We start from the raw sequence: 19,901 nt of genomic DNA on the forward strand, positions 1-19,901 counted from the left end.
GATGGTCAGCGGCGCTGGCCCCTGCGCAATTGCGTCCACGGTGCGTATAATGCGCCCACGCTACCAGCTTGGCTTCAACCTATTCAGGATGCAGGACGTTATGACTGTTCGCACGCGTATCGCCCCGTCGCCCACGGGGGACCCTCACGTAGGTACTGCCTACATTGCCTTGTTCAACCTGTGCTTTGCTCGCCAGCACGGCGGAGAGTTCATCCTTCGCATCGAGGACACCGATCGTGTTCGTTCCACCGCTGAATCGGAGCAGATGATCCTCGACTCGCTGCGCTGGCTCGGCCTCGACTGGGATGAAGGTCCTGATGTGGGCGGCCCCCATGGACCCTACCGCCAGAGCGAACGTGGTGAGATCTACGCACAGCACGCGCAGACGCTGCTGGATGCCGGACATGCTTTCAAGTGCTATCGCACCAGCGAAGAGCTGGATGAATTGCGTGAAGCGCGCAAGGCCGAGGGGCTGCATCTTGCCCTGAAGCCTGCTGATCTGGCGTTGGAGCCGGAAGAGCAGGCACGCCGTGAGCGTGAGGGCATGCCTTACGTGGTGCGCATGAACGTACCCGCCAGTGGCCCCTGTGTGGTGCAGGACATGTTGCGCGGTGAGATCGAAGTGGACTGGGCGCAGGTCGATGCGCAGATCCTGCTCAAGTCGGACGGTATGCCGACGTACCACCTGGCCAACGTGGTCGACGATCACCTGATGGGCATCACGCATGTGCTGCGCGGTGAGGAGTGGATCAACTCGGCACCCAAGCACCAGCTCCTGTATGAGTACTTTGGCTGGGAGATGCCGTCTCTCTGTCATATGCCGCTGCTGCGTAACCCGGACAAGTCCAAGCTGTCGAAGCGCAAGAATCCGACGTCCATCAATTACTACCGTCGCATGGGCTTCCTGCCCCAGGCAGTGACCAACTACCTTGGTCGCATGGGCTGGTCCATGCCTGACGACCGGGAGAAGTTCTCGCTGTCCGAGATGATGGAGCACTTCGATATTCAGCGTGTGTCGCTTGGCGGGCCGGTATTCGACCTTGAAAAGCTGACCTGGCTCAACGGTGTCTACCTGCGTGAAGACCTGGATGATCGTGGCTTTCTCGAAGCGCTGATGAAATGGGCCTTCAACGAAGAGTACGTGTCCGAGATTCTCCCTCAGGTGCGCACACGCGTGGATACCCTGTCGGATGTCGCGCCCTTGGCGGGCCATTTTTTCTCCGGACTGCCGAATATCAGTGAAGCAAGCTTCAGCGATATCAAGCTCGAGCGGGAAGACCTGATCAAGCTGCTGCAGTTCCTGGTGTGGCGTTTCGAGAATGTGACCCGTTGGGACAAGGCGTCGCTGCTGGAGGAGGTCAAGCTCCTGGGGGCTCACTTTGATCTCAAGATGAAGGCACTGTTGGCTCCCGTGTTCATCGCGATCACCGGCTCTTCGTCCAGCACCTCCGTCATGGATGCCATGGCGATCATTGGCTCCGACATGACCCGAGCCCGCTTGCGCCATGCCATTGGTGTGCTGGGCGGCGTGTCGAAGAAGCAGGCCAAGCGTTTCGAGAAAGAGTACCGCGAGCTGCCGGCGGAATAGCCGTGAGCTGCCGATAAGCTAGCACCGCCGTCTGCAAGGGGCGGTGGCAACAGGCTGAAGAGCGGCTAGCAAGAGAGGGCGCCAGCGCAACGTCGCTGGCGCCCTCTTGACGTTAAGTCCTTGATGTCGGCGGTGGCCGAGTCTCCGTGAGCAGCCAGCGGCGTCGACAGGACGGCCACAGGCGCTCGGGCCTTCAAATTTCTGCCAGGATGGCTTGACCGAAACAAGTGGAATCAGTACTATACGCATCGTCTTAACGAGACGGGGCCTTAGCTCAGCTGGGAGAGCGCGACACTGGCAGTGTCGAGGTCAGCGGTTCGATCCCGCTAGGCTCCACCATCCTCGTTTCAGGCTGCGTCCCATTCGTCTAGTGGTCTAGGACACCGCCCTTTCACGGCGGGAACAGGGGTTCGAACCCCCTATGGGACGCCACTCTTCTTTTGATGCCGCTTATCTATATGCCTTGTCACTTGGCTTAATGCAAAAGCATTAGGCTGAGGGTTTCTTGGTCTGCGTAGCATTCTGCCTAGCTACATCTGTCAACAGATGTTGATGCCAAATTGGCCTGTGGATTATTGCCATTTGTTGTCATTGTCGGCTTGACAGCAAAGGGTATTTGTCCACCACCACTGCTCAACCTGCCCCGGTCAGCTCTCGCTTCGGGGATAGCGCCCGTGGTTACGCGTTTTTTATTTTTTTCCTTGTATTTCAACAGCTTACTTAAGGTCAAAAATTGACCAATTTAAGGTCGAGGCCCATTTCATGGCGATTGAGGGGCGGTTTCGATAGGTTGTGAACAGGGTTATCCACAGAAAGTGTGGAAAACGAGAGCCTGGGGGTATCAGGGGGAGGAGGTTGGCTTTCCAGATGGAGTCGCGAGAGGGCAGGCTGGGGGCAGCGTGATGTTGCTGCCCCTGCTGGTATGTGAAAAGTCAGTCTTTGCGATCCGTGGCCTTAAGGCGTCTCAGTAGGGACGACGTGTCCCAGCGTCCACCGCCCAGGGCCTGGACCTCTGCGTAGAATTGATCGACAAGAGCGGTGACGGGCAGTCGTGCATCGAGTTGGCGCGCCTGGCTCAGGCAGATGTCGAGATCCTTGCGCATCCAGTCCACCGCGAAGCCGTGATCGTATTCATCCTTGATCATCGTGTCGTGCCGGTTTTCCATTTGCCAGGAGCCGGCGGCCCCCTGGCTGATGACCTCGATCACCCGGTGTTGGTCGAGGCCAGCCTTTTCTGCAAAGTGCATGCCCTCGGCGAGGCCCTGGACAAGGCCGGCAATGCAGATCTGGTTGACCATCTTGGTCAACTGGCCGGCGCCAATGTCGCCCATGCGCGTCACGGCTCTTCCATAGTGAAGCAGGGTGGGGCGGGCACGTTCGAAGCTGTCTTCCTGTGCGCCGCACATGATGGTCAATGCACCCTTCTCGGCCCCTTGCTGGCCGCCGGAGACGGGGGCGTCAATGAAGCCCACCTCACGCTCTGCGCAGGCCTTGCCGAGCTCTTCGGCGAGGCTGGACGAGGCGGTGGTGTGGTCGACCAGCAGTGCTCCTGCTGCCAGTCCTTGCAGGGCGCCATCGGCGCCGGTGACCACGTCGCGGACATCGTTGTCATTGCCGACACAGACCAGTACCAGATCCGCCCCCTTGGCGGCTTCTGCCGGGGTCGGGTGGTGACTGCCGCCGAACTGCTCGGTCCATTGCTGGGCCTTTGCCGAGGTGCGGTTGTAGACGCGCACATCCAGCCCTGCCTGGGCAAGGTGTCCGGCCATGGGGTATCCCATGACGCCAAGGCCGATAAAAGCGACCGTGGAAATCTGCTGGCTCATCAAGAGGCTCCTTCGTCATTTTGTGGCTGTTGGATAAGGCGTGAAGGGTCAGCATAGCGCTTGTGGTGCCGCTGATTCATCCTTGAACCCTATTAACGACAAGGGCCGCCCCGGTGGGCGGCCCTTGCTGATGCTCAGTGTCGAAGCGATGACGCTTACTTCGTCGGGTAGTCGCGCTGGGTGTGGCCAGTGTAGAGCTGGCGAGGACGGCTGATCTTGTAGCTGTCGCTGAGCATCTCGTGCCAGTGGGAAATCCAGCCAATGGTACGGGACACGGCGAAGATGACCGTGAACATGTTGGTCGGGATGCCCATCGCCTTGAGGATGATGCCAGAGTAGAAGTCGACGTTCGGGTAGAGCTGGCGCTCCACGAAGTATTCGTCTTCCAGGGCAATCTGCTCCAGACGCTTGGCGATCTTGAGCTGGGGGTCGTCTGCCTTGCCGAGTTCCGCCAGGACTTCGTCGCAGGTCTCTTTCATGACCTTGGCGCGGGGATCGAAGTTGCGGTAGACGCGGTGGCCAAAGCCCATCAGCTTGAACGGATCTTCCTTGTCCTTGGCCTTGTCGATGAAGCGCTGAATGTTCTCTTCGGAATCGTCACCGATTTCGTCGAGCATGTTCAGGACCGCTTCATTTGCGCCGCCATGGGCGGGGCCCCACAGGGCGGCGATGCCGGCGCTGATGCAGGCGAACGGGTTGGCGCCGGTGGAGCCTGCCAGGCGTACCGTCGACGTCGAGGCGTTCTGCTCGTGGTCGGCGTGCAGCATGAAGATACGATCCATCGCCTTGGCGTAGACCGGGTTGATCTCGTAGGGCTCGCACGGATTGCTGAACATCATGTAGAGGAAGTTCTCTGCGTAGTTCAGATCGTTGCGCGGATAGTTGAACGGTTGACCGATGTTGTACTTGTAAGACATGGCCGCGATGGTGGGCATCTTGGCGATCAGGCGGATGGCGCTGATCTCGCGGTCCTGGGTCTGAGTGATGTCCAGGTGGTCGTGGTAGAACGCCGCCAGGCCGCCGACCACGCCACACAGAATCGACATCGGGTGGGCGTCGCGGCGGAAGCCCTTGAAGAAGTTCGCGATCTGCTCGTGCACCATGGTGTGGTTGCGCACACGATGCTCGAAATCCTTGTACTGCTCGTCGTTGGGCAGTTCACCGAACAGCAGGGTGTAGCAGAGCTCGACGAAGTTGGAGTTCTTGGCCAGCTGCTCGATCGGGTAGCCGCGATGCAGCAAAACGCCTTTCTCGCCATCGATGTAAGTGATGCCGGATTCGCAGGAGGCGGTGGCCAGGAAGCCAGGGTCGAAGGTAAAGAGGCCTTCTGCACCGAGGCCGCGGACGTCGATGACGTCTGGGCCCAGAGTGCCCGAGTGAATGGGAAGTTCGACAGGGTTCTCCAGACCATCCACCGTCAGGGTCGCTTTTCTGTCAGCCATGTCTGGCCTCCTTCGTGTTCGATATGGAGCGATACGTAGTTATTTCTCACTAACGTGCCGACGAATAGGGGGTCGCCCGGCAAAAAAGGTTCGCCCACTATAGAAGCGTTCAGGATATTGTCAATTCTCCCATCGAAACCTTGCTGTTGTACTATGCTCAATTAGCAGTACAGTGTTTGTATAGTATTTGATGCTTTGCATCAAAAATGGGCGTTTTGCGGCGCAGCATCTTGACGAGGTGGCGTTTCTATGCAGCTTTGCTGCATTTTGCTTCGAAGCAGCGAGCAAATTGTGACGCGATGCCATTTGTCATGGTGGGGGCATGTCCCTATAATTCAGGCCGCGACTGGCAGGAACAGGAGGTCGTGTCCAACTTGTCGAGGGTTGGTTCACGACAGCGCCCTTCCCAAAACCACCGCCCGCTCGGGCCTCTGGCCCGTCTGTCGTAGAGTGGGCCAAGAGAGTGTGTAGAGAGCCGTGAATAGCAAACGACCCGTAAATCTGGATCTGTCCACGATCCACTTCCCCCTTCCCGCCTTGACGTCGATTACCCACCGGATCACCGGCGTCATCCTCTTTGTCGGATTGATCTTCGGCTTCTGGGCGCTGGACGCTTCGTTGTCTTCCCCCGCCGGTTTCGAAGCCGTGCGTGACGCGCTGGCGCACAACTTCTTCGCCAAGCTGGTGGCATGGGGCCTGTTGTCCGCCCTGGCGTTCCACTTCGTCGCTGGCTGCAAGCACTTCATCATGGACGCCAACATCGGCGTATCTCTTGAAGGCGCAGTGAAGAAGGCTCAGATCACTATCGTGGCGAGCGTTGTTCTGATCATTCTGGCAGGAGTCTGGGTATGGTAACCAACATCACGAGCTTCAGCCGCAGCGGTCTGTCAGACTGGATCATCCAGCGTGCCAGTGCGGTGGTCATGGCCCTTTATACGGTGTTCCTGGTGGTCTACCTGCTGGCTCACCCGCAGCTCGACTACGCCACCTGGAGCGGTCTGTTCGAACAGACCTGGATGCGTATCTTCTCGCTGTTGGCCTTTGTGTCTCTCGCCGCCCATGCCTGGGTGGGTCTGTGGACCGTGACCACCGACTACATCAAGCCGACCGGCATTCGTGTCGGCGCCCAGTCCGTCATCATCATTGCCATCTTCGTGTTCCTGGTCTGGGGCATCCAAGTGCTGTGGGGAGCCTGATTACATGTCAACCATGCGTAGTTTGACCTTTGACGCCATCATCATCGGTGGCGGTGGTGCTGGCCTGCGTGCCGCACTGGAGCTGGCCAAGTCCGGCAAGAAGACCGCGGTGCTGTCCAAGGTCTTTCCGACCCGTTCGCACACCGTGTCCGCCCAGGGGGGTATCACCTGTGCCATCGCTTCTGCCGATCCCAATGACGATTGGCGCTGGCACATGTATGACACCGTCAAGGGGGGTGACTACATCACCGACCAGGACGCCGCGGAGTACATGTGTTCCGAAGGGCCGAAGGCGGTGTTCGAGCTTGAGCACATGGGCCTGCCGTTCTCCCGTTTTGACAACGGTCGTATCTACCAGCGCCCGTTTGGCGGTCAGTCCAAGAACTTCGGCGAGGGTGGCCAGGCAGCACGTACCTGTGCCGCTGCCGACCGTACTGGACACGCTCTGCTGCACACGCTGTATCAGAACAATCTGAAAAACAACACCACCTTCCTCAACGAGTGGTACGCCGTCGATCTGGTGAAGAATGCCAACGGCGACGTGGTGGGTTGTATCGCCATGGACATCGAGACGGGCGAAGTGGTGCACGTCAAGTCCAAGGCGACCGTTCTGGCCACCGGTGGTTCCGGCCGTATCTATGCCTCCACTACCAATGCCCTGATCAATACCGGCGACGGTATCGGCATGGCCCTGCGCGCCGGCGTGCCGATGCAGGACATGGAAATGTGGCAGTTCCACCCGACCGGCATCCACGGCGCAGGCGTGCTGGTGACCGAAGGGTGTCGCGGTGAGGGTGGCTACCTGGTGAACAAGGACGGCGAGCGCTTCATGGAGCGTTACGCCCCGAACGCCAAGGACCTGGCCGGCCGTGACGTGGTCGCTCGCTCCATGGTCATGGAGATTCTGGAAGGACGTGGCTGTGGCGAAAACGGCGATCACGTCTTCCTCAAGCTGGACCATCTGGGCGAAGAAGTGCTGTCCAAGCGCCTTCCCGGGATCGTCGAGCTGGCCAAGACCTTCGCCCACGTGGACCCGGCCAAGGAGCCGATTCCGGTGGTGCCGACGTGTCACTACATGATGGGCGGCATCGCGACCAACGTGCACGGTCAGGCGATTGCTCAGGATGCTGATGGCAATGACCAGATCATCAACGGTCTGTATGCCTGTGGCGAAGCTGCCTGCGTTTCTGTCCACGGCGCCAACCGTCTGGGCGGCAACTCGCTGCTGGACCTGGTGGTCTTCGGGCGTGCCGCGGGCATGTACATCGAGAGTGCTCTGAACGAAGGTATCGAATACCTGGATGCCCGTGACTCCGACATCGAGACGGCGATGAAGCGCATCACTCGCTGGAACGAGTCCGAGGGCGGTGAGAGCGTGCCTGAGCTCAAGCGCGAGTTGCAGAGCATCATGCAGAACTCCTTCGGCGTCTTCCGCGAAGAGAAGAACATGGTCGAGGGTGTGGAGAAACTGGCGGAGCTGCGCGGCCGTATTGCCAACGCTCACCTGGCGGACAAGTCGCACGCGTTCAATACCGCACGTGTCGAGGCGCTGGAGCTGGACAACTTGATGGAAGTGGCTGAAGCCACCGCCATCGCTGCCCTGGAGCGTAAGGAAAGCCGCGGCGCACACTCGCGTTACGACTATCCGGATCGCGACGACGCCAACTGGCTCAAGCATTCCATGTTCTTCCCCGGCGACAAGCGCGTCGGTCAGCGCGACGTCAACTTTGCGCCGAAGACCATGGATAAGTTCGAGCCGAAAATCCGCACCTACTAAGGGGGAGTCAGCATGTCAAAGCTTCAGGTATCCCTGTACCGCTACAATCCGGAAACCGACTCCGCACCCTACATGCAGGAGTTCGAGGTCGACACCCAGGGTCGTGACCTGATGGTGTTGAACCTGCTTGAGCTGATCAAGGAAGACGACAGCTCTGTCGCCTTCCGTCGCAGCTGCCGTGAAGGCGTCTGCGGCAGCGACGGCATGAACATGAACGGCAAGAACGGCCTGGCCTGCATCACGCCGCTGTCTGAAGTGGTCAAGAACAACAAGCTGGTACTGCGCCCGCTGCCTGGGCTGCCGGTCATTCGTGACCTGGTGGTCGATATGGCGCTGTTCTACAAGCAGTACGAGAAGATTCAGCCGTACCTTCAGAACGATACGCCGGCGCCGGCGATCGAGCGTCTGCAGGCCCCCGAAGAGCGCGACAAGCTCGACGGTCTCTACGAGTGCATCCTGTGCGCCTGCTGCTCGACCTCCTGCCCGTCGTTCTGGTGGAACCCGGAGAAGTTCGTTGGTCCTGCGGGTCTGCTGCAGTCCTACCGCTTCCTGGCTGACTCGCGCGATACGGCCACCCAGCAGCGGCTGTCCGAGCTCGAGGATCCGTTCTCCGTGTTCCGCTGCCGCGGCATCATGAACTGTGTGGCGGTGTGCCCTAAAGGGCTTAACCCCACTCGGGCGATCGGCAAGATCCGCGAGATGTTGCTCGCGAATGCCACTTAAAACGTGGCGCCGGGCTTGTTATCATGTCCCGGTTCGCGGGCGCGACACGATGTCGCGCCCGCGGATGACAGCGTCAAGAGCCGGTGCCATGGGCACCGGCTTTTGAGCATGAAGCAAGACCGCAAGGCAGAGAGACCGACGGCCGACAGGTCGCGGCAGAACCACCAGGGCGCTCGCTGATAGTCAGTGCCATGGGTGATGAAGGGCAGGGCATCGCGCTAGATGTCCTGTGACAGCACGCCCGCGGTACGGATTAGCATCGAGCCCACTACCACCCCATCAGTGCAGGGTGACCGAGAGATGCAACAAGGCATAATGGAGTTGATGTGGCGCTCCTCTCACGTGACGGGCAGCAACGTCCACTACGTGGAAGCGCTCTACGAGCAGTACCTCGACGACCCCAGCGCCGTCCCCGATGAATGGCGCGACTACTTCGACGAGTTGTCCCGCCAGGAAGGCGCCCCGTCCGACGAGACCCCCCTCTCACCGATCCGTGATCAGTTCTATCAGCTGGGCCGCGAGCGCCGCACCGCGGTAGCCAGCGCAGCGACTGCCGACAGCGAAGAAAGCCGCAAGCAGGTCAAGGTCCTGCAGCTGATCAACGCCTACCGATTCCGTGGTCACCAGAAGGCCGACATCGACCCCTTGGGGCTGCGCGATGCCAAGCCGGTGCCGGATCTGGATCTTGCGTTCCACCAGCTGTCGAAGGCCGACCTCGACACCGAGTTCCAGACCGGGTCCTTCTTCCTGGGCAAGGAGCAGGCAACGCTCAAGGAAATCGTCGATGCCTTGGATCGCACCTATTGCCGCGCGATCGGCTGCGAGTTCATGCACATCGTCGATACGGAAGAGAAGCGCTGGCTGCAGCAGCGTTTCGAGTCCGTGCGCTCTGCGCCCGACTTTGGTGATGACCGCCGCAAGCAGCTCTTTGAGCGTCTGACAGCCGCCGAAGGTCTGGAGAGCTACCTGGCCTCCAAGTACCCCGGCACCAAGCGCTTCGGCCTCGAGGGTGGCGAGACCTTCATCCCGATGATGGACGAACTGATCCAGCGCGCCGGAAGCTACGGCACCAAGGAAGTCGTCATCGGCATGGCCCACCGTGGCCGCCTGAACGTGCTGGTCAATATTCTCGGCAAGAACCCGGGTGAGCTGATCGACGAGTTCGACGGCAAGAAGCTGATCGAACGCGGCTCCGGCGACGTCAAGTACCACCAGGGCTTCAGCTCCAACGTGATGACGCCTGGTGGCGAAGTTCACCTGGCGATGTCCTTCAACCCCTCGCACCTCGAGATCGTGGCGCCAGTGGTGGAAGGCTCCGTGCGTGCTCGCCAGGATCGTCGTGATGACCTGGACGGTGGCAAGGTGCTGCCGATCAACGTTCACGGTGACGCGGCCTTCGCTGGCCAGGGTGTGGTGATGGAGACATTCCAGATGTCCCAGACCCGCGCCTACAAGACTGGCGGCACGGTGCATATCGTCATCAACAACCAGGTGGGCTTCACCACGTCCCACCCGGAAGATGCACGCTCCACCGAGTACTGCACCGATATCGCCAAGATGGTGCAGGCCCCGATCCTGCACGTGAACGGTGACGATCCCGACGCGGTGCTCCACGTGACCCAGGTGGCACTGGACTATCGTCAGCAGTTCAAGAAGGACGTGGTCATCGACCTGGTCTGCTACCGTCGTCGCGGGCACAACGAAGCGGATGAGCCCTCCGGCACTCAGCCGATGATGTACCAGAAGATCAAGGATCATCCGTCTTCTCGTGCCCTCTATGCCGACCGTCTGGTGAAGCAGGGCGTGCTGTCCGAAGACGACGCCAAGGCCGTGGTCGAGAAGTACCGCGATGATCTGGTCGCCGGCAATCACGTGGCCAATGCGCTCGTGCAGGAACCCAACACCTCGCTGTTTGTCGACTGGAAGCCGTACCTGGGTCATGAGTGGACCGGGCACGCCGATACCAGCTTCGACATGAAGCGACTGAAGCAGCTCGCCGCCAAGATGTGCGAGATTCCGGACGGTGTGAAGGTGCAGCGTCAGGTCGCCAAGATCTACGAAGATCGCCGCAAGATGCAGGGCGGTGGCATGGCCATGAACTGGGGCTTTGCCGAGACTCTGGCCTACGCGACGCTGCTGGATCAGGGCCATCCGATCCGTCTGACCGGTCAGGACGTGGGGCGTGGCACCTTCTCTCACCGTCACGCGGTGATTCACAACCAGAAGGATGGCTCCACCCATGTGCCGCTTCAGCACATGGCAGACGGTCAGCCGCGCTTCACCATTCACGACTCCTTCCTCTCCGAGGAAGCGGTGCTGGCCTTCGAGTATGGCTACTCGACGACCATGCCGAATGCGCTGGTCATCTGGGAAGCTCAGTTCGGTGACTTCTTCAACGGTGCCCAGGTCGTGGTCGACCAGTTCATCTCCTCTGGCGAGACCAAGTGGGGACGTCTGTGTGGCCTGACCATGCTGCTGCCTCACGGCTTTGAAGGGCAGGGGCCTGAGCACTCGTCAGCACGTCTCGAGCGCTTCTTGCAGCTGTGTGCCGAGCACAACATGCAGGTCTGTGTCCCGACCACGCCGGCCCAGATCTTCCACCTGCTGCGTCGCCAGGTGATTCGCCCGCTGCGCAAGCCGCTGGTGGTGATGTCGCCGAAGAGCCTGCTGCGCCACAAGGAAGCGACCTCGAGCCTGGAAGAACTGGCCGAAGGCAGCTTCAACATGGTGCTGCCGGATCAGGGGCAGCGTGATGCCGACAAGGTCGAGCGGATCATCATGTGTGCCGGCAAGGTCTACTACGACCTGGCCAACTGGCGCGAGGAGAACCTGCGCGACGACGTGGCGATTGTTCGCGTCGAGCAGCTCTACCCCTTCCCCAAGGAAGAGCTGATCGAAACGCTCAAGGAGTACTCCAACGTCACCGATATCGTCTGGTGTCAGGAAGAGCCCCTCAACCAGGGTGCCTGGTACTCCATGCAGCACAACCTGCGTGTCGTTGCCGACTCGCTCAAGGACGGTCTGGGCTCCCAGCTGAAGTTTGCTGGACGGCCGGCGTCAGCGGCACCCGCGGCGGGCTACATGTCCGTACATACCGAACAGCAGCGCCAACTGGTGGAAGACGCCTTCAATCTCTAAGGCGACCATCGGGAAGAGAGAGAACATTAAGGATACGACATGGCTACCGAGATCAAGGCACCATCCTTTCCGGAATCCGTTGCCGAGGGCACCGTGGGCACCTGGCACAAGAAGCCCGGTGACAGCGTCGAGCGTGACGAGCTGATCGTCGAGATCGAGACCGACAAGGTCGTGCTCGAGGTTGTGGCGGTGGAAGCTGGCACCCTGTCCGAAGTGCTGGTGGAAGAAGGCGACACGGTAGAGTCCGAGCAAGTGCTGGGCCGCATCGGTGAAGGCGGCGGCAGCGCCGAGCAGAAGTCAGAGGCCAAGCCGGCCGAAAAGGGCGACGCCGAAGGCGACGCGCAAGAAGCTCCCAAGGGCGGTGGTGAGAAGCGTGACGTCAAGGCGCCGAGCTTCCCTGAATCTGTTCAGGAAGGCACCGTAGCGAGCTGGACCAAGAAGGTCGGTGAAGCGGTCAAGCGCGATGAAGTGCTGGCCGAGATCGAGACTGACAAGGTCGTGCTGGAAGTGGTCGCACCGGAAGATGGCGCGCTCGCCGAGATCAAGGTCGAGGAAGGCGGCACCGTCGAGTCGGAAGCCGTGCTGGCGATCTTCGAAGTCGGCGCTGGTGGTGCCGCTCCGACCGCTGACAAGCAGGCTCCGAAGGCCAGTGCCGATGACGGTGGCAGCGACGAGCAGGTGGGCGACAAGATCGTGGCACCGGCGGCGCGCAAGCTGATCGCCGAGCACGACCTTGATGTCAGCGCGATCACGGGCACCGGCAAGGACGGTCGCGTGCTCAAGGAAGACGTGCTCAAGGCGGTCAAGGAAGGCAGTGCCAAGAAGGCAGCGCCGGCCAAGAAGGCCGCCGCCAGTGCGGCAGCACCTGCCGTCGAGGGCGAGCGCCCTGAGAAGCGCGTGCCGATGACGCGCCTGCGCAAGACCATTGCCAAGCGTCTGGTCCAGGCCCAGCAGACCGCTGCCATGCTGACCACCTACAACGAGGTGGACATGGGTGCGGTGATGGAGCTGCGCTCGCAGTACAAGGACACCTTCCTGAAGGCCCACGACGTCAAGCTTGGCTTCATGGGCTTCTTCGTCAAGGCGGCCTCCGAGGCGCTCAAGCGCTTCCCGGACGTCAATGCGTCCATCGACGGCGATGACATCGTCTACCACGGCTACCAGGATATCGGCGTGGCCGTATCCACCGATCGTGGACTGGTGGTGCCGGTGCTGCGTGACACCGACAGCATGAAGATCGCCGACGTCGAGAAAGGCATTGTCGACTTCGGCAAGCGTGGTCGCGAAGGCAAGCTGGGCATTGAAGACATGCAGGGCGGCACCTTCACCATCACCAACGGCGGCATCTTCGGCTCGCTCATGTCCACGCCGATCCTGAATCCCCCGCAGACCGCGATCCTCGGTATGCACAAGATTCAGGAGCGCCCGATGGCGGTCAACGGCAAGGTTGAGATTCGCCCGATGATGTACCTCGCGCTGTCTTATGACCACCGTATGATCGATGGCAAGGACGCGGTGCAGTTCCTGGTCACCATCAAGGAGCTGCTCGAGGATCCGGCGCGTCTGCTGCTGGAAATCTGACCTGATTGGCAGTGACAGGGATTTATTGCAGAGCCTCTGCACACAGAACGAACAGGAGCCAACATGGCCGACAAGTATGATGTGATCGTCATTGGCGCGGGCCCGGGGGGCTACGTGGCCGCCATCCGTGCTGCCCAGCTGGGTCTGAAGACTGCCTGCGTCGAGAAGTGGATCGGCAAGGAAGGCAAGGTAGTGCACGGCGGTACCTGCCTGAACGTGGGCTGTATTCCGTCCAAGGCGCTGCTCGAGGCGTCCCACAAGTACGTCGAAGCCAAGCACGACTTCGACGACATGGGTATCCAGGCGGGCGACGTCAGCATGGACGTGTCCAAGATGATGGCCCGCAAGGACAAGATCGTTAAGCAGCTGACCGGCGGTATCTCCGGACTGTTCAAGGCCAATGGCGTAACTGCCATCGAAGGGACCGGCAAGGTCGTGGCCAAGAACAAGGTCGAGGTCACTGACAAGGACGGCGGCACCAGCACCGTCGAAGCGGATAACATCGTGATCGCCGCTGGCTCCGTGCCGGTAGAGATTCCGCCGACACCGCTGACCGAAGGCCTGATCGTCGACTCCACCGGCGCGCTCGAATTCCAGGACGTGCCCAAGCGTCTTGGCGTGATCGGTGCCGGCGTCATTGGCCTCGAGCTCGGTAGCGTATGGAGCCGTCTGGGTTCCGACGTGACCGTGCTGGAAGCGCTCGACAGCTTCCTGCCCATGGTCGACTCCGCCATCGGCAAGGAAACCCAGAAACTGCTCAAGAAGCAGGGCCTGGATATCAAGCTGAATGCTCGCGTGACCGGCTCCGAGGTCAAGGGCGAGGAAGTGGTCGTCAAGTACGAAGACAATGAAGGCGAGAAGGAACTGACCTTCGACAAGCTGATTGTCTGCGTCGGCCGTCGTCCTTACACCAAGGGCGTGGTCGCTGATGGCCTGGGCGTCGAGCTGGATCAGCGTGGTTTCATTCACGTCGACGATCAGTGCCGCACCAGCGTGCCGGGCGTTTTCGCCATCGGCGACTGCGTGCGTGGCCCGATGCTGGCCCACAAGGCCTCTGAAGAGGGCGTGATGGTGGCTGACGTCATCGCTGGCCATAAGGCCCAGATGAACTATGACGCCATCCCCAGCGTGATCTACACCCACCCTGAGGTGGCGTGGGTCGGCATGAACGAGCAGGACGCCAAGGCGGCTGGCATCAAGGTCAAGACCGGCAGCTTCCCGTTTGCGGCAAGCGGTCGTGCCATGGCCAACAACGCCACCGACGGTCAGGCCAAGATCATCGCCGATGCGGAAACCGATCGCGTGCTGGGCATGCATATCGTCGGCCAGCATGCCGGTGAGCTGATCGCCCAGGGTGTGATCGCCATGGAATTCGGCTCCAGTGCCGAGGACCTGGCGTTGACCTGCTATGCGCACCCGAGTCTGTCCGAGGCGGTTCACGAAGCCGCACTGGCAGTGGAAGGCCATGCCATCCACGTCGCCAACCGCAAGAAGCGCTAGCAAGACAACAAGCGTCCGGCGCACTCCGGCAAGCCTGTGCAGTTCTGGCAGGCTTGCCGGCGCTTGTTGCCGACGCATCGCCGCCGACCATGTATCGGTGGCGGTCGGTGGCGTCCCACACGACTGATCCTGCGGGGCAGGGTGGGGCGCCGTTCGAGTCACATGCAACCAATGGCATGAATCGATGAACCTTCACGAGTATCAAGGCAAGCAGCTGTTTGCCGACTATGGTCTGCCTGTATCCAAGGGCTTTGCCTGCGACACCCCGGAAGAAGCCTATGAGGCGTGCAAGAAGATCGGTGGCGAGCAGTGGGTCGTCAAGGCCCAGGTGCACGCTGGCGGCCGCGGCAAGGCCGGTGGCGTCAAGCTGATCAAGAGCCCGGACGAGGCCAAGGCCTTCGCCGAGCAGTGGCTGGGCAAGAACCTGGTGACCTTCCAGACCGATGAACACGGTCAGCCGGTCGCCAAGATTCTAGTCGAGAACTGCACCGACATCGCCAACGAGCTCTACCTGGGCGCGGTGGTGGATCGTGGCACCCGCCGCGTGGTGTTCATGGCATCCACCGAAGGTGGTGTCGAGATCGAGAAGGTCGCCGAAGAGACGCCTGAGAAGATTCTCAAGGCCGAGATCGATCCGCTGGTTGGCGCGCAGCCGTACCAGGCGCGTGAACTGGCCTTCGCCCTGGGCCTCGAGGGTGCCCAGGTCAAGCAGTTCACCAAGATCTTCCTGGGCCTGTCCAAGATGTTCCACGACAAGGACCTGGCGCTGCTCGAGATCAACCCGCTGGTGATCACCGACGAAGGCAACCTGCACTGCCTCGACGCCAAGATCAACCTGGATGGCAACGCGCTGTATCGCCACCCGGACCTGCAGGAAATGCGTGACCCGTCTCAGGAAGACGAGCGCGAAGCCAACGCCGCCCAGTGGGACCTGAACTACGTGGCCCTGGAAGGCAACATTGGCTGCATGGTCAACGGTGCTGGTCTGGCCATGGGCACCATGGACATCATCAAGCTCCACGGTGGCCAGCCGGCCAACTTCCTTGACGTGGGCGGCGGTGCCACCAAGGAACGTGTGGCGGAAGCCTTCAAGATCATCCTGTCCGACGACAGCGTCCAGGCGGTACTGGTCAACATCTTCGGTGGCATCGTGCGTTGCGACATGATCGCCGAAGGTATCATCGGTGCTGTCGAGCAGGTCGGCGTGAACGTGCCGGTCGTCGTGCGTCTGGAAGGTAACAACGCCGAGCTGGGTGCCGAGAAACTGGCCTCCAGTGGTCTGAACATCATCGCTGCCAAGAGCCTCACCGATGCGGCTCAGCAGGTTGTCAAGGCAGCGGAGGGCAAGTAATGAGCATCCTGATCGACAAGAACACCAAGGTCATCTGCCAGGGCTTCACTGGCGGCCAGGGGACCTTCCACTCCGAACAGGCCATCGCCTACGGCACCAAGATGGTCGGCGGTGTGACCCCGGGCAAGGGCGGCCAGGAACACCTGGGCCTGCCGGTGTTCAACACCGTCAAGGAAGCCGTCGAGCAGACCGGCGCTGAAGCCAGCGTGATCTACGTGCCCGCTCCCTTCTGCAAGGATTCCATCCTGGAAGCGGCCAACGCCGGCATCAAGCTGATCGTGTGCATCACCGAAGGCATCCCGACCCTCGACATGCTGGACGTCAAGGTCAAGTGCGATGAGCTGGGCGTGCGACTGATCGGTCCGAACTGCCCGGGTGTCATCACTCCTGGCGAGACCAAGATCGGCATCATGCCGGGCCACATCCACAAGCCTGGCAAGGTCGGTATCGTGTCTCGTTCCGGCACCCTGACCTATGAAGCGGTCAAGCAGACGACTGACCATGGTTTCGGCCAGTCCACCTGTGTGGGTATCGGCGGCGACCCGATCCCGGGCTCCAACTTCATCGACATCCTCGAGATGTTCGAGAAGGATCCGGCCACCGAAGCCATCGTCATGATCGGTGAAATCGGCGGTACTGCCGAGGAAGAAGCCGCTGCCTACATCAAGGAGCACGTCACCAAGCCGGTGGTCTCCTACATTGCAGGTGTGACTGCGCCTCCTGGCAAGCGCATGGGCCACGCTGGTGCCATCATCGCTGGCGGCAAGGGCACTGCGGACGAGAAGTTCGCGGCTCTGGAAGCGGCGGGCGTCAAGACCGTGCGTTCCCTCGCCCAGATCGGCGATGCCCTGAAGGAAGCGACCGGCTGGTAAGCGGTCCTGGCGTCACAACAGGCGTCAGCACAAAGGCCACCTTCGGGTGGCCTTTTTTGTGGGCGTTTCCACGGATATGTCGCCTGAATCTCTGGTCTCTAATGTGCGGGGCTAGATCGCGGGGCTAGATCGCGGGGCTAGATCGCGGGGCTAGATCGCGGGTCTATCGTCCGGGGCTAACGTTTGGGTCTGACGTGCGGGGCTAACGTTCGAGTCTACCGTGCGGGGCTAACGTGCAGGTCTATCGCGAGGTCTAAAGGCCTCTGAGCTGGCGGACGAGAGCCTTGACGCTCTGACGCCCGCCCTGACGCCCGCCCTGACGCCTTAGCGGCGACGCTTCCACACGCTTGATAGCTGCACTGCAAAGACCGGGGCCCCGGCCACCAGGTAAAGGTGATAGCTGACCAGACGCCAGATGATCACTGCGGCGGCCGCTTGCTCCCGCGCCATGACGGGCAGCAGCAGCGCGCCGACGCTGACTTCAGCAGCCCCGGCGCCGCCGGGTAGCACGCTGAGCTGGCTGGCGGCCATGGCCAGCATCTGGACCAGAAAGGTCCAGGCCCAGTCGGCCTGACCACCGACACCGAGCACCGCCAGATAAAGAAGGCTGTAGCGTGCCAGCCAGTGCAGGCTGCAAAGCAGGAAGATGCCTGCGAGTATCGGTGGCGGCAGTTGAAGTGTGTTCATAAGGGTGTGGCGACAGCGCAGCAAGCGCCTGACGCCCCAGCGTCTTGCTCGCGGTTTGAGAGACAGGCGTGCAGGCCACCAGGCCGTGATGGCGGACAACCGCGGCGGATAGCGAAGCCATCGCGGTAGCCAGACGATGATGGCGGTGAAAGCGGCCAGTGCGGCCATGAGCCCGATCAGTGCCGCCTCGACCAGCGACTGATGGGGCCAGCTTGCCACTCCTCCCAGCGACAGCGCCACCAGCAGCCCCAGCATCAGGCTGAAGAACAGCATGTCGGCCAGCTGGTCGACCAGAAAGATCGCCGAGCCCTGAGCCGCGGGATAACCCCGGCGCGACAGCAGCCACAGTAGTGTGGCGACGCCGCCACCGCCGGCCGGAGTGGCGCATAGGGCGAATTTTGACGACATCTCGATGGCCAGGGCACCCGTCTGGCCAAGCCGTCCTGCGCGGCCATTCAGCATTAGCCGCAGGCGTGCCGCGTTCAGATTCCAGCAGAGGATCGCCAACGCCACCATCAGGCACAGCGTTTCAGGGGGAAAGGCCATGACCGCGCCCAGGGTGCCAGTCCCTCCCAGCCACCAGGGCAGCACCAGCGAGAGCACGATGGTCAGGGCCAGCAGGCCGGCCTTCACCAGCAGTCCTGTGCGATGTCGGGGAGACTGGCGCGTGCCGTCTTGGGCAAGCCTGAGTCCGCTATCGGTGGATGGCCCTTCAGCCATGGCGTCGCTTGGCAGGAACGATAGGGTCGACGACGGCTTCATAGTGGTGCAGCAGTGACAGCATGACCTTGTCCCAATCGAACTGACGTTCGACGAAGCGCCGGGCATGGCGTCCCGAGGCCTTGGGATCGTTGGCGAACAGGGCTTCGGTGGCCTCGGCCATGGCCGAGGCAGAATGCGGCTGACACAGAATGCCACCGCCCAGCGGAACGTTCTCGATCAAGGCCCCGGCGCGTGCCCCGACCACCGGGATTCCGCTGGCCATCGCTTCCTGGGCGATCAGCCCGAAGGTTTCGCGGGTGCCCGCGTGCAGCAGTGCATCGCTGGAGGCCAGGGCCCTGGCGACTTCATGGGTGCCAACGCAGCGATTGATCACGCTGACGTTGGACGGTACCTGAGTTGGCATGCCAGGACCCATCAACAGCAGGTGATAGGGGGAGCCCAGGCGCTTGGCAGTGTCCAGCAGAATGTCGATGTTCTTCTCCTGGGAGAACCTGCCCACAAAGACCAGCAAGCGTCTATCGGCCTCCAGGCCCAGCTTGAGTCTCAATGCTGGATCCCGTTTGTCAGGATGGAAGGTGGCCAGATCCACCCCAAGGGGTTGCACGCGTACGCGATCGACACCCCAGGAGGCAAGTCGGTCTGCCATGGCCTGGCAGGGCGCCAGCACGCTGTCAAAGCGCTGGTAGAGGTTGACCACATAGCGCTCCAGACGCCGTCGCACTGTGGCGCCGAAACGATCGCCCATCAGGCGTGGAAGATCCGAGTGATAGAAGCCGACCACGGGTATCCCAAGCTGCTGGCCGGCGTCCAGGGCGGCCCAGGCCGTCACGTAGGGATCGCCGGCCTCGATCAGGTCGGGGGACAGGTCCACGAGCGCGTCTTTCCAGGGGCGGCGGCGAAGCGGAAAGCGATAGCTTTGTCCCAGGGGAATACGCAAGGAGGGCAGCTGATGGTGGTCCCCTAGACTGTCTCGCTCTGCGCCAGGCACCACCAGGCTTGTGCGCCACTCGGGAAAGCGTGAAAAGACCCGGTGCTTGGCCTGCAGATAAGTACGAACACCGCCGCTAGACGGCGCGTGGAACATGGTGACGTCGGCGAGATGCAAGGAAGCCTCCGTGGCAGTGACATCGTAGCCACGAGCCTACGAGGGAAATGCGACAGTTCTGCGACAGGGGGAGGCGGTGCGCATTGAGGCCCAACAAAAAAACGGCGACCCACGGGTCGCCGTTTTCTTGAATAGCATAGCCCGGCCTCAGGAAAACGGAGGTAACAGTTGAATAGGGCAAGAACTAGGGAGATCTCCTACAGAGGGCTGATAGACCATCCCTTAAGCTGAAGTAAGGCGAGGCGGGGCACATTACGGTTATTGGTAGTCGGGTAATGCCTGGTTGTACCTCTAAGTGAAGATGTGGGAGGCGCAGGCTTTAAGAACTGGTACGTGACGACAAATGGACATGGGCCAAGCATTGCGTTGGGTGTAGTAGAGGCATGCTGTGA

14 protein-coding genes and 2 tRNA genes are annotated in these 19,901 nt (G+C 61.3%); 12 read left to right on the plus strand and 4 right to left on the minus strand.

Annotation, left to right across the window (positions count from 1 at the left end):
- The first annotated feature begins 100 nt into the window (after positions 1 to 100).
- The 3 genes from gltX (at position 101) to KUW18_RS18165 (ending at position 2,020) form a co-directional block, all read left to right on the plus strand.
- Positions 101 to 1,588, plus strand: a complete 1,488-nt coding sequence (gltX, locus tag KUW18_RS18155) for a glutamate--tRNA ligase (protein ID WP_222562050.1) — start codon at positions 101 to 103, stop codon at positions 1,586 to 1,588.
- A gap of 263 nt (positions 1,589 to 1,851) precedes the next feature.
- A tRNA-Ala gene (locus tag KUW18_RS18160) sits at positions 1,852 to 1,927 on the plus strand.
- Between the two features lie 17 nt (positions 1,928 to 1,944).
- Positions 1,945 to 2,020: transfer RNA gene (locus KUW18_RS18165), tRNA-Glu, on the plus strand.
- 500 nt (positions 2,021 to 2,520) lie between these two features.
- On the opposite strand, the gene KUW18_RS18170 is transcribed toward KUW18_RS18165, so the two are convergent.
- The gene (locus tag KUW18_RS18170) at positions 2,521 to 3,414 is read right to left on the minus strand and encodes an NAD(P)-dependent oxidoreductase (protein ID WP_222164258.1); all 894 of its coding nucleotides are present in this window, start codon (positions 3,412 to 3,414) and stop codon (positions 2,521 to 2,523) included.
- A gap of 155 nt (positions 3,415 to 3,569) precedes the next feature.
- Positions 3,570 to 4,856, minus strand: coding sequence for a citrate synthase (gene gltA / locus KUW18_RS18175; RefSeq protein WP_206944441.1), 1,287 nt, complete (start codon positions 4,854 to 4,856; stop codon positions 3,570 to 3,572).
- 477 nt (positions 4,857 to 5,333) lie between these two features.
- Between gltA and sdhC the strand changes: the two genes are divergently transcribed.
- From sdhC to sucD, 9 genes are all read left to right on the plus strand, one after another.
- Entirely contained in the window at positions 5,334 to 5,711 is a 378-nt protein-coding gene (sdhC, locus tag KUW18_RS18180) for a succinate dehydrogenase, cytochrome b556 subunit (protein ID WP_206944439.1), read from the plus strand.
- Positions 5,705 to 6,052: a succinate dehydrogenase, hydrophobic membrane anchor protein gene (gene sdhD / locus KUW18_RS18185; protein WP_206944437.1), complete on the plus strand. Its 348-nt coding sequence runs from the start codon at positions 5,705 to 5,707 to the stop codon at positions 6,050 to 6,052. Before sdhC ends, sdhD begins: the two co-directional genes overlap by 7 nt.
- A 4-nt stretch (positions 6,053 to 6,056) precedes the next feature.
- Entirely contained in the window at positions 6,057 to 7,829 is a 1,773-nt protein-coding gene (gene sdhA / locus KUW18_RS18190; RefSeq protein ID WP_222483599.1) for a succinate dehydrogenase flavoprotein subunit, read from the plus strand.
- 12 nt (positions 7,830 to 7,841) lie between these two features.
- Positions 7,842 to 8,552, plus strand: coding sequence for a succinate dehydrogenase iron-sulfur subunit (locus tag KUW18_RS18195; protein WP_206944431.1), 711 nt, complete (start codon positions 7,842 to 7,844; stop codon positions 8,550 to 8,552).
- 300 nt (positions 8,553 to 8,852) lie between these two features.
- The gene (locus tag KUW18_RS18200) at positions 8,853 to 11,690 is read left to right on the plus strand and encodes a 2-oxoglutarate dehydrogenase E1 component (protein ID WP_206944429.1); all 2,838 of its coding nucleotides are present in this window, start codon (positions 8,853 to 8,855) and stop codon (positions 11,688 to 11,690) included.
- 39 nt (positions 11,691 to 11,729) lie between these two features.
- Positions 11,730 to 13,271 carry a 2-oxoglutarate dehydrogenase complex dihydrolipoyllysine-residue succinyltransferase gene (gene odhB, locus KUW18_RS18205; RefSeq protein ID WP_222164256.1) on the plus strand — a complete coding sequence of 514 codons (1,542 nt, stop codon included), beginning with the start codon at positions 11,730 to 11,732 and terminating at the stop codon, positions 13,269 to 13,271.
- Positions 13,272 to 13,334: 63 nt separating this feature from the next.
- Complete coding sequence (lpdA, locus tag KUW18_RS18210) at positions 13,335 to 14,771, plus strand: dihydrolipoyl dehydrogenase (RefSeq protein WP_222164255.1); 1,437 nt, start codon at positions 13,335 to 13,337, stop codon at positions 14,769 to 14,771.
- Between the two features lie 184 nt (positions 14,772 to 14,955).
- Positions 14,956 to 16,122, plus strand: coding sequence for an ADP-forming succinate--CoA ligase subunit beta (gene sucC, locus KUW18_RS18215; protein ID WP_206944423.1), 1,167 nt, complete (start codon positions 14,956 to 14,958; stop codon positions 16,120 to 16,122).
- The gene (gene sucD / locus KUW18_RS18220) at positions 16,122 to 16,994 is read left to right on the plus strand and encodes a succinate--CoA ligase subunit alpha (protein WP_206944421.1); all 873 of its coding nucleotides are present in this window, start codon (positions 16,122 to 16,124) and stop codon (positions 16,992 to 16,994) included. Before sucC ends, sucD begins: the two co-directional genes overlap by 1 nt.
- 324 nt (positions 16,995 to 17,318) lie before the next feature.
- Here sucD and KUW18_RS18225 read toward each other — a convergent pair whose 3' ends face one another.
- On the minus strand, positions 17,319 to 18,401 hold the full coding sequence (locus KUW18_RS18225; protein ID WP_222562051.1) for a YbhN family protein: 1,083 nt from the start codon (positions 18,399 to 18,401) through the stop codon (positions 17,319 to 17,321).
- Complete coding sequence (locus tag KUW18_RS18230; protein WP_222562052.1) at positions 18,394 to 19,509, minus strand: glycosyltransferase; 1,116 nt, start codon at positions 19,507 to 19,509, stop codon at positions 18,394 to 18,396. The genes KUW18_RS18225 and KUW18_RS18230 overlap by 8 nt, the downstream gene beginning before the upstream one ends.
- Positions 19,510 to 19,901: the final 392 nt, after the last annotated feature.

Origin of the sequence: Halomonas sp. DP5Y7-2, from assembly GCF_019802025.1 — a bacterium.
Taxonomy (GTDB): domain Bacteria; phylum Pseudomonadota; class Gammaproteobacteria; order Pseudomonadales; family Halomonadaceae; genus Halomonas; species Halomonas litopenaei_A.

Excerpts from the sequence above, each read along its gene's own strand:
- KUW18_RS18200 (WP_206944429.1), top strand. The coding sequence starts at position 8,853 with ATGCAACAAGGCATAATGGAGTTGATGTGGCGCTCCTCTCACGTGACG.
- gltA (WP_206944441.1), bottom strand. The coding sequence starts at position 4,856 with ATGGCTGACAGAAAAGCGACCCTGACGGTGGATGGTCTGGAGAACCCT.
- sdhA (WP_222483599.1), top strand. The coding sequence starts at position 6,057 with ATGTCAACCATGCGTAGTTTGACCTTTGACGCCATCATCATCGGTGGC.
- odhB (WP_222164256.1), top strand. The coding sequence starts at position 11,730 with ATGGCTACCGAGATCAAGGCACCATCCTTTCCGGAATCCGTTGCCGAG.
- KUW18_RS18225 (WP_222562051.1), bottom strand. The coding sequence starts at position 18,401 with ATGGCTGAAGGGCCATCCACCGATAGCGGACTCAGGCTTGCCCAAGAC.
- sucC (WP_206944423.1), top strand. The coding sequence starts at position 14,956 with ATGAACCTTCACGAGTATCAAGGCAAGCAGCTGTTTGCCGACTATGGT.
- sdhD (WP_206944437.1), top strand. The coding sequence starts at position 5,705 with ATGGTAACCAACATCACGAGCTTCAGCCGCAGCGGTCTGTCAGACTGG.
- KUW18_RS18195 (WP_206944431.1), top strand. The coding sequence starts at position 7,842 with ATGTCAAAGCTTCAGGTATCCCTGTACCGCTACAATCCGGAAACCGAC.
- sucD (WP_206944421.1), top strand. The coding sequence starts at position 16,122 with ATGAGCATCCTGATCGACAAGAACACCAAGGTCATCTGCCAGGGCTTC.
- lpdA (WP_222164255.1), top strand. The coding sequence starts at position 13,335 with ATGGCCGACAAGTATGATGTGATCGTCATTGGCGCGGGCCCGGGGGGC.
- KUW18_RS18170 (WP_222164258.1), bottom strand. The coding sequence starts at position 3,414 with ATGAGCCAGCAGATTTCCACGGTCGCTTTTATCGGCCTTGGCGTCATG.
- gltX (WP_222562050.1), top strand. The coding sequence starts at position 101 with ATGACTGTTCGCACGCGTATCGCCCCGTCGCCCACGGGGGACCCTCAC.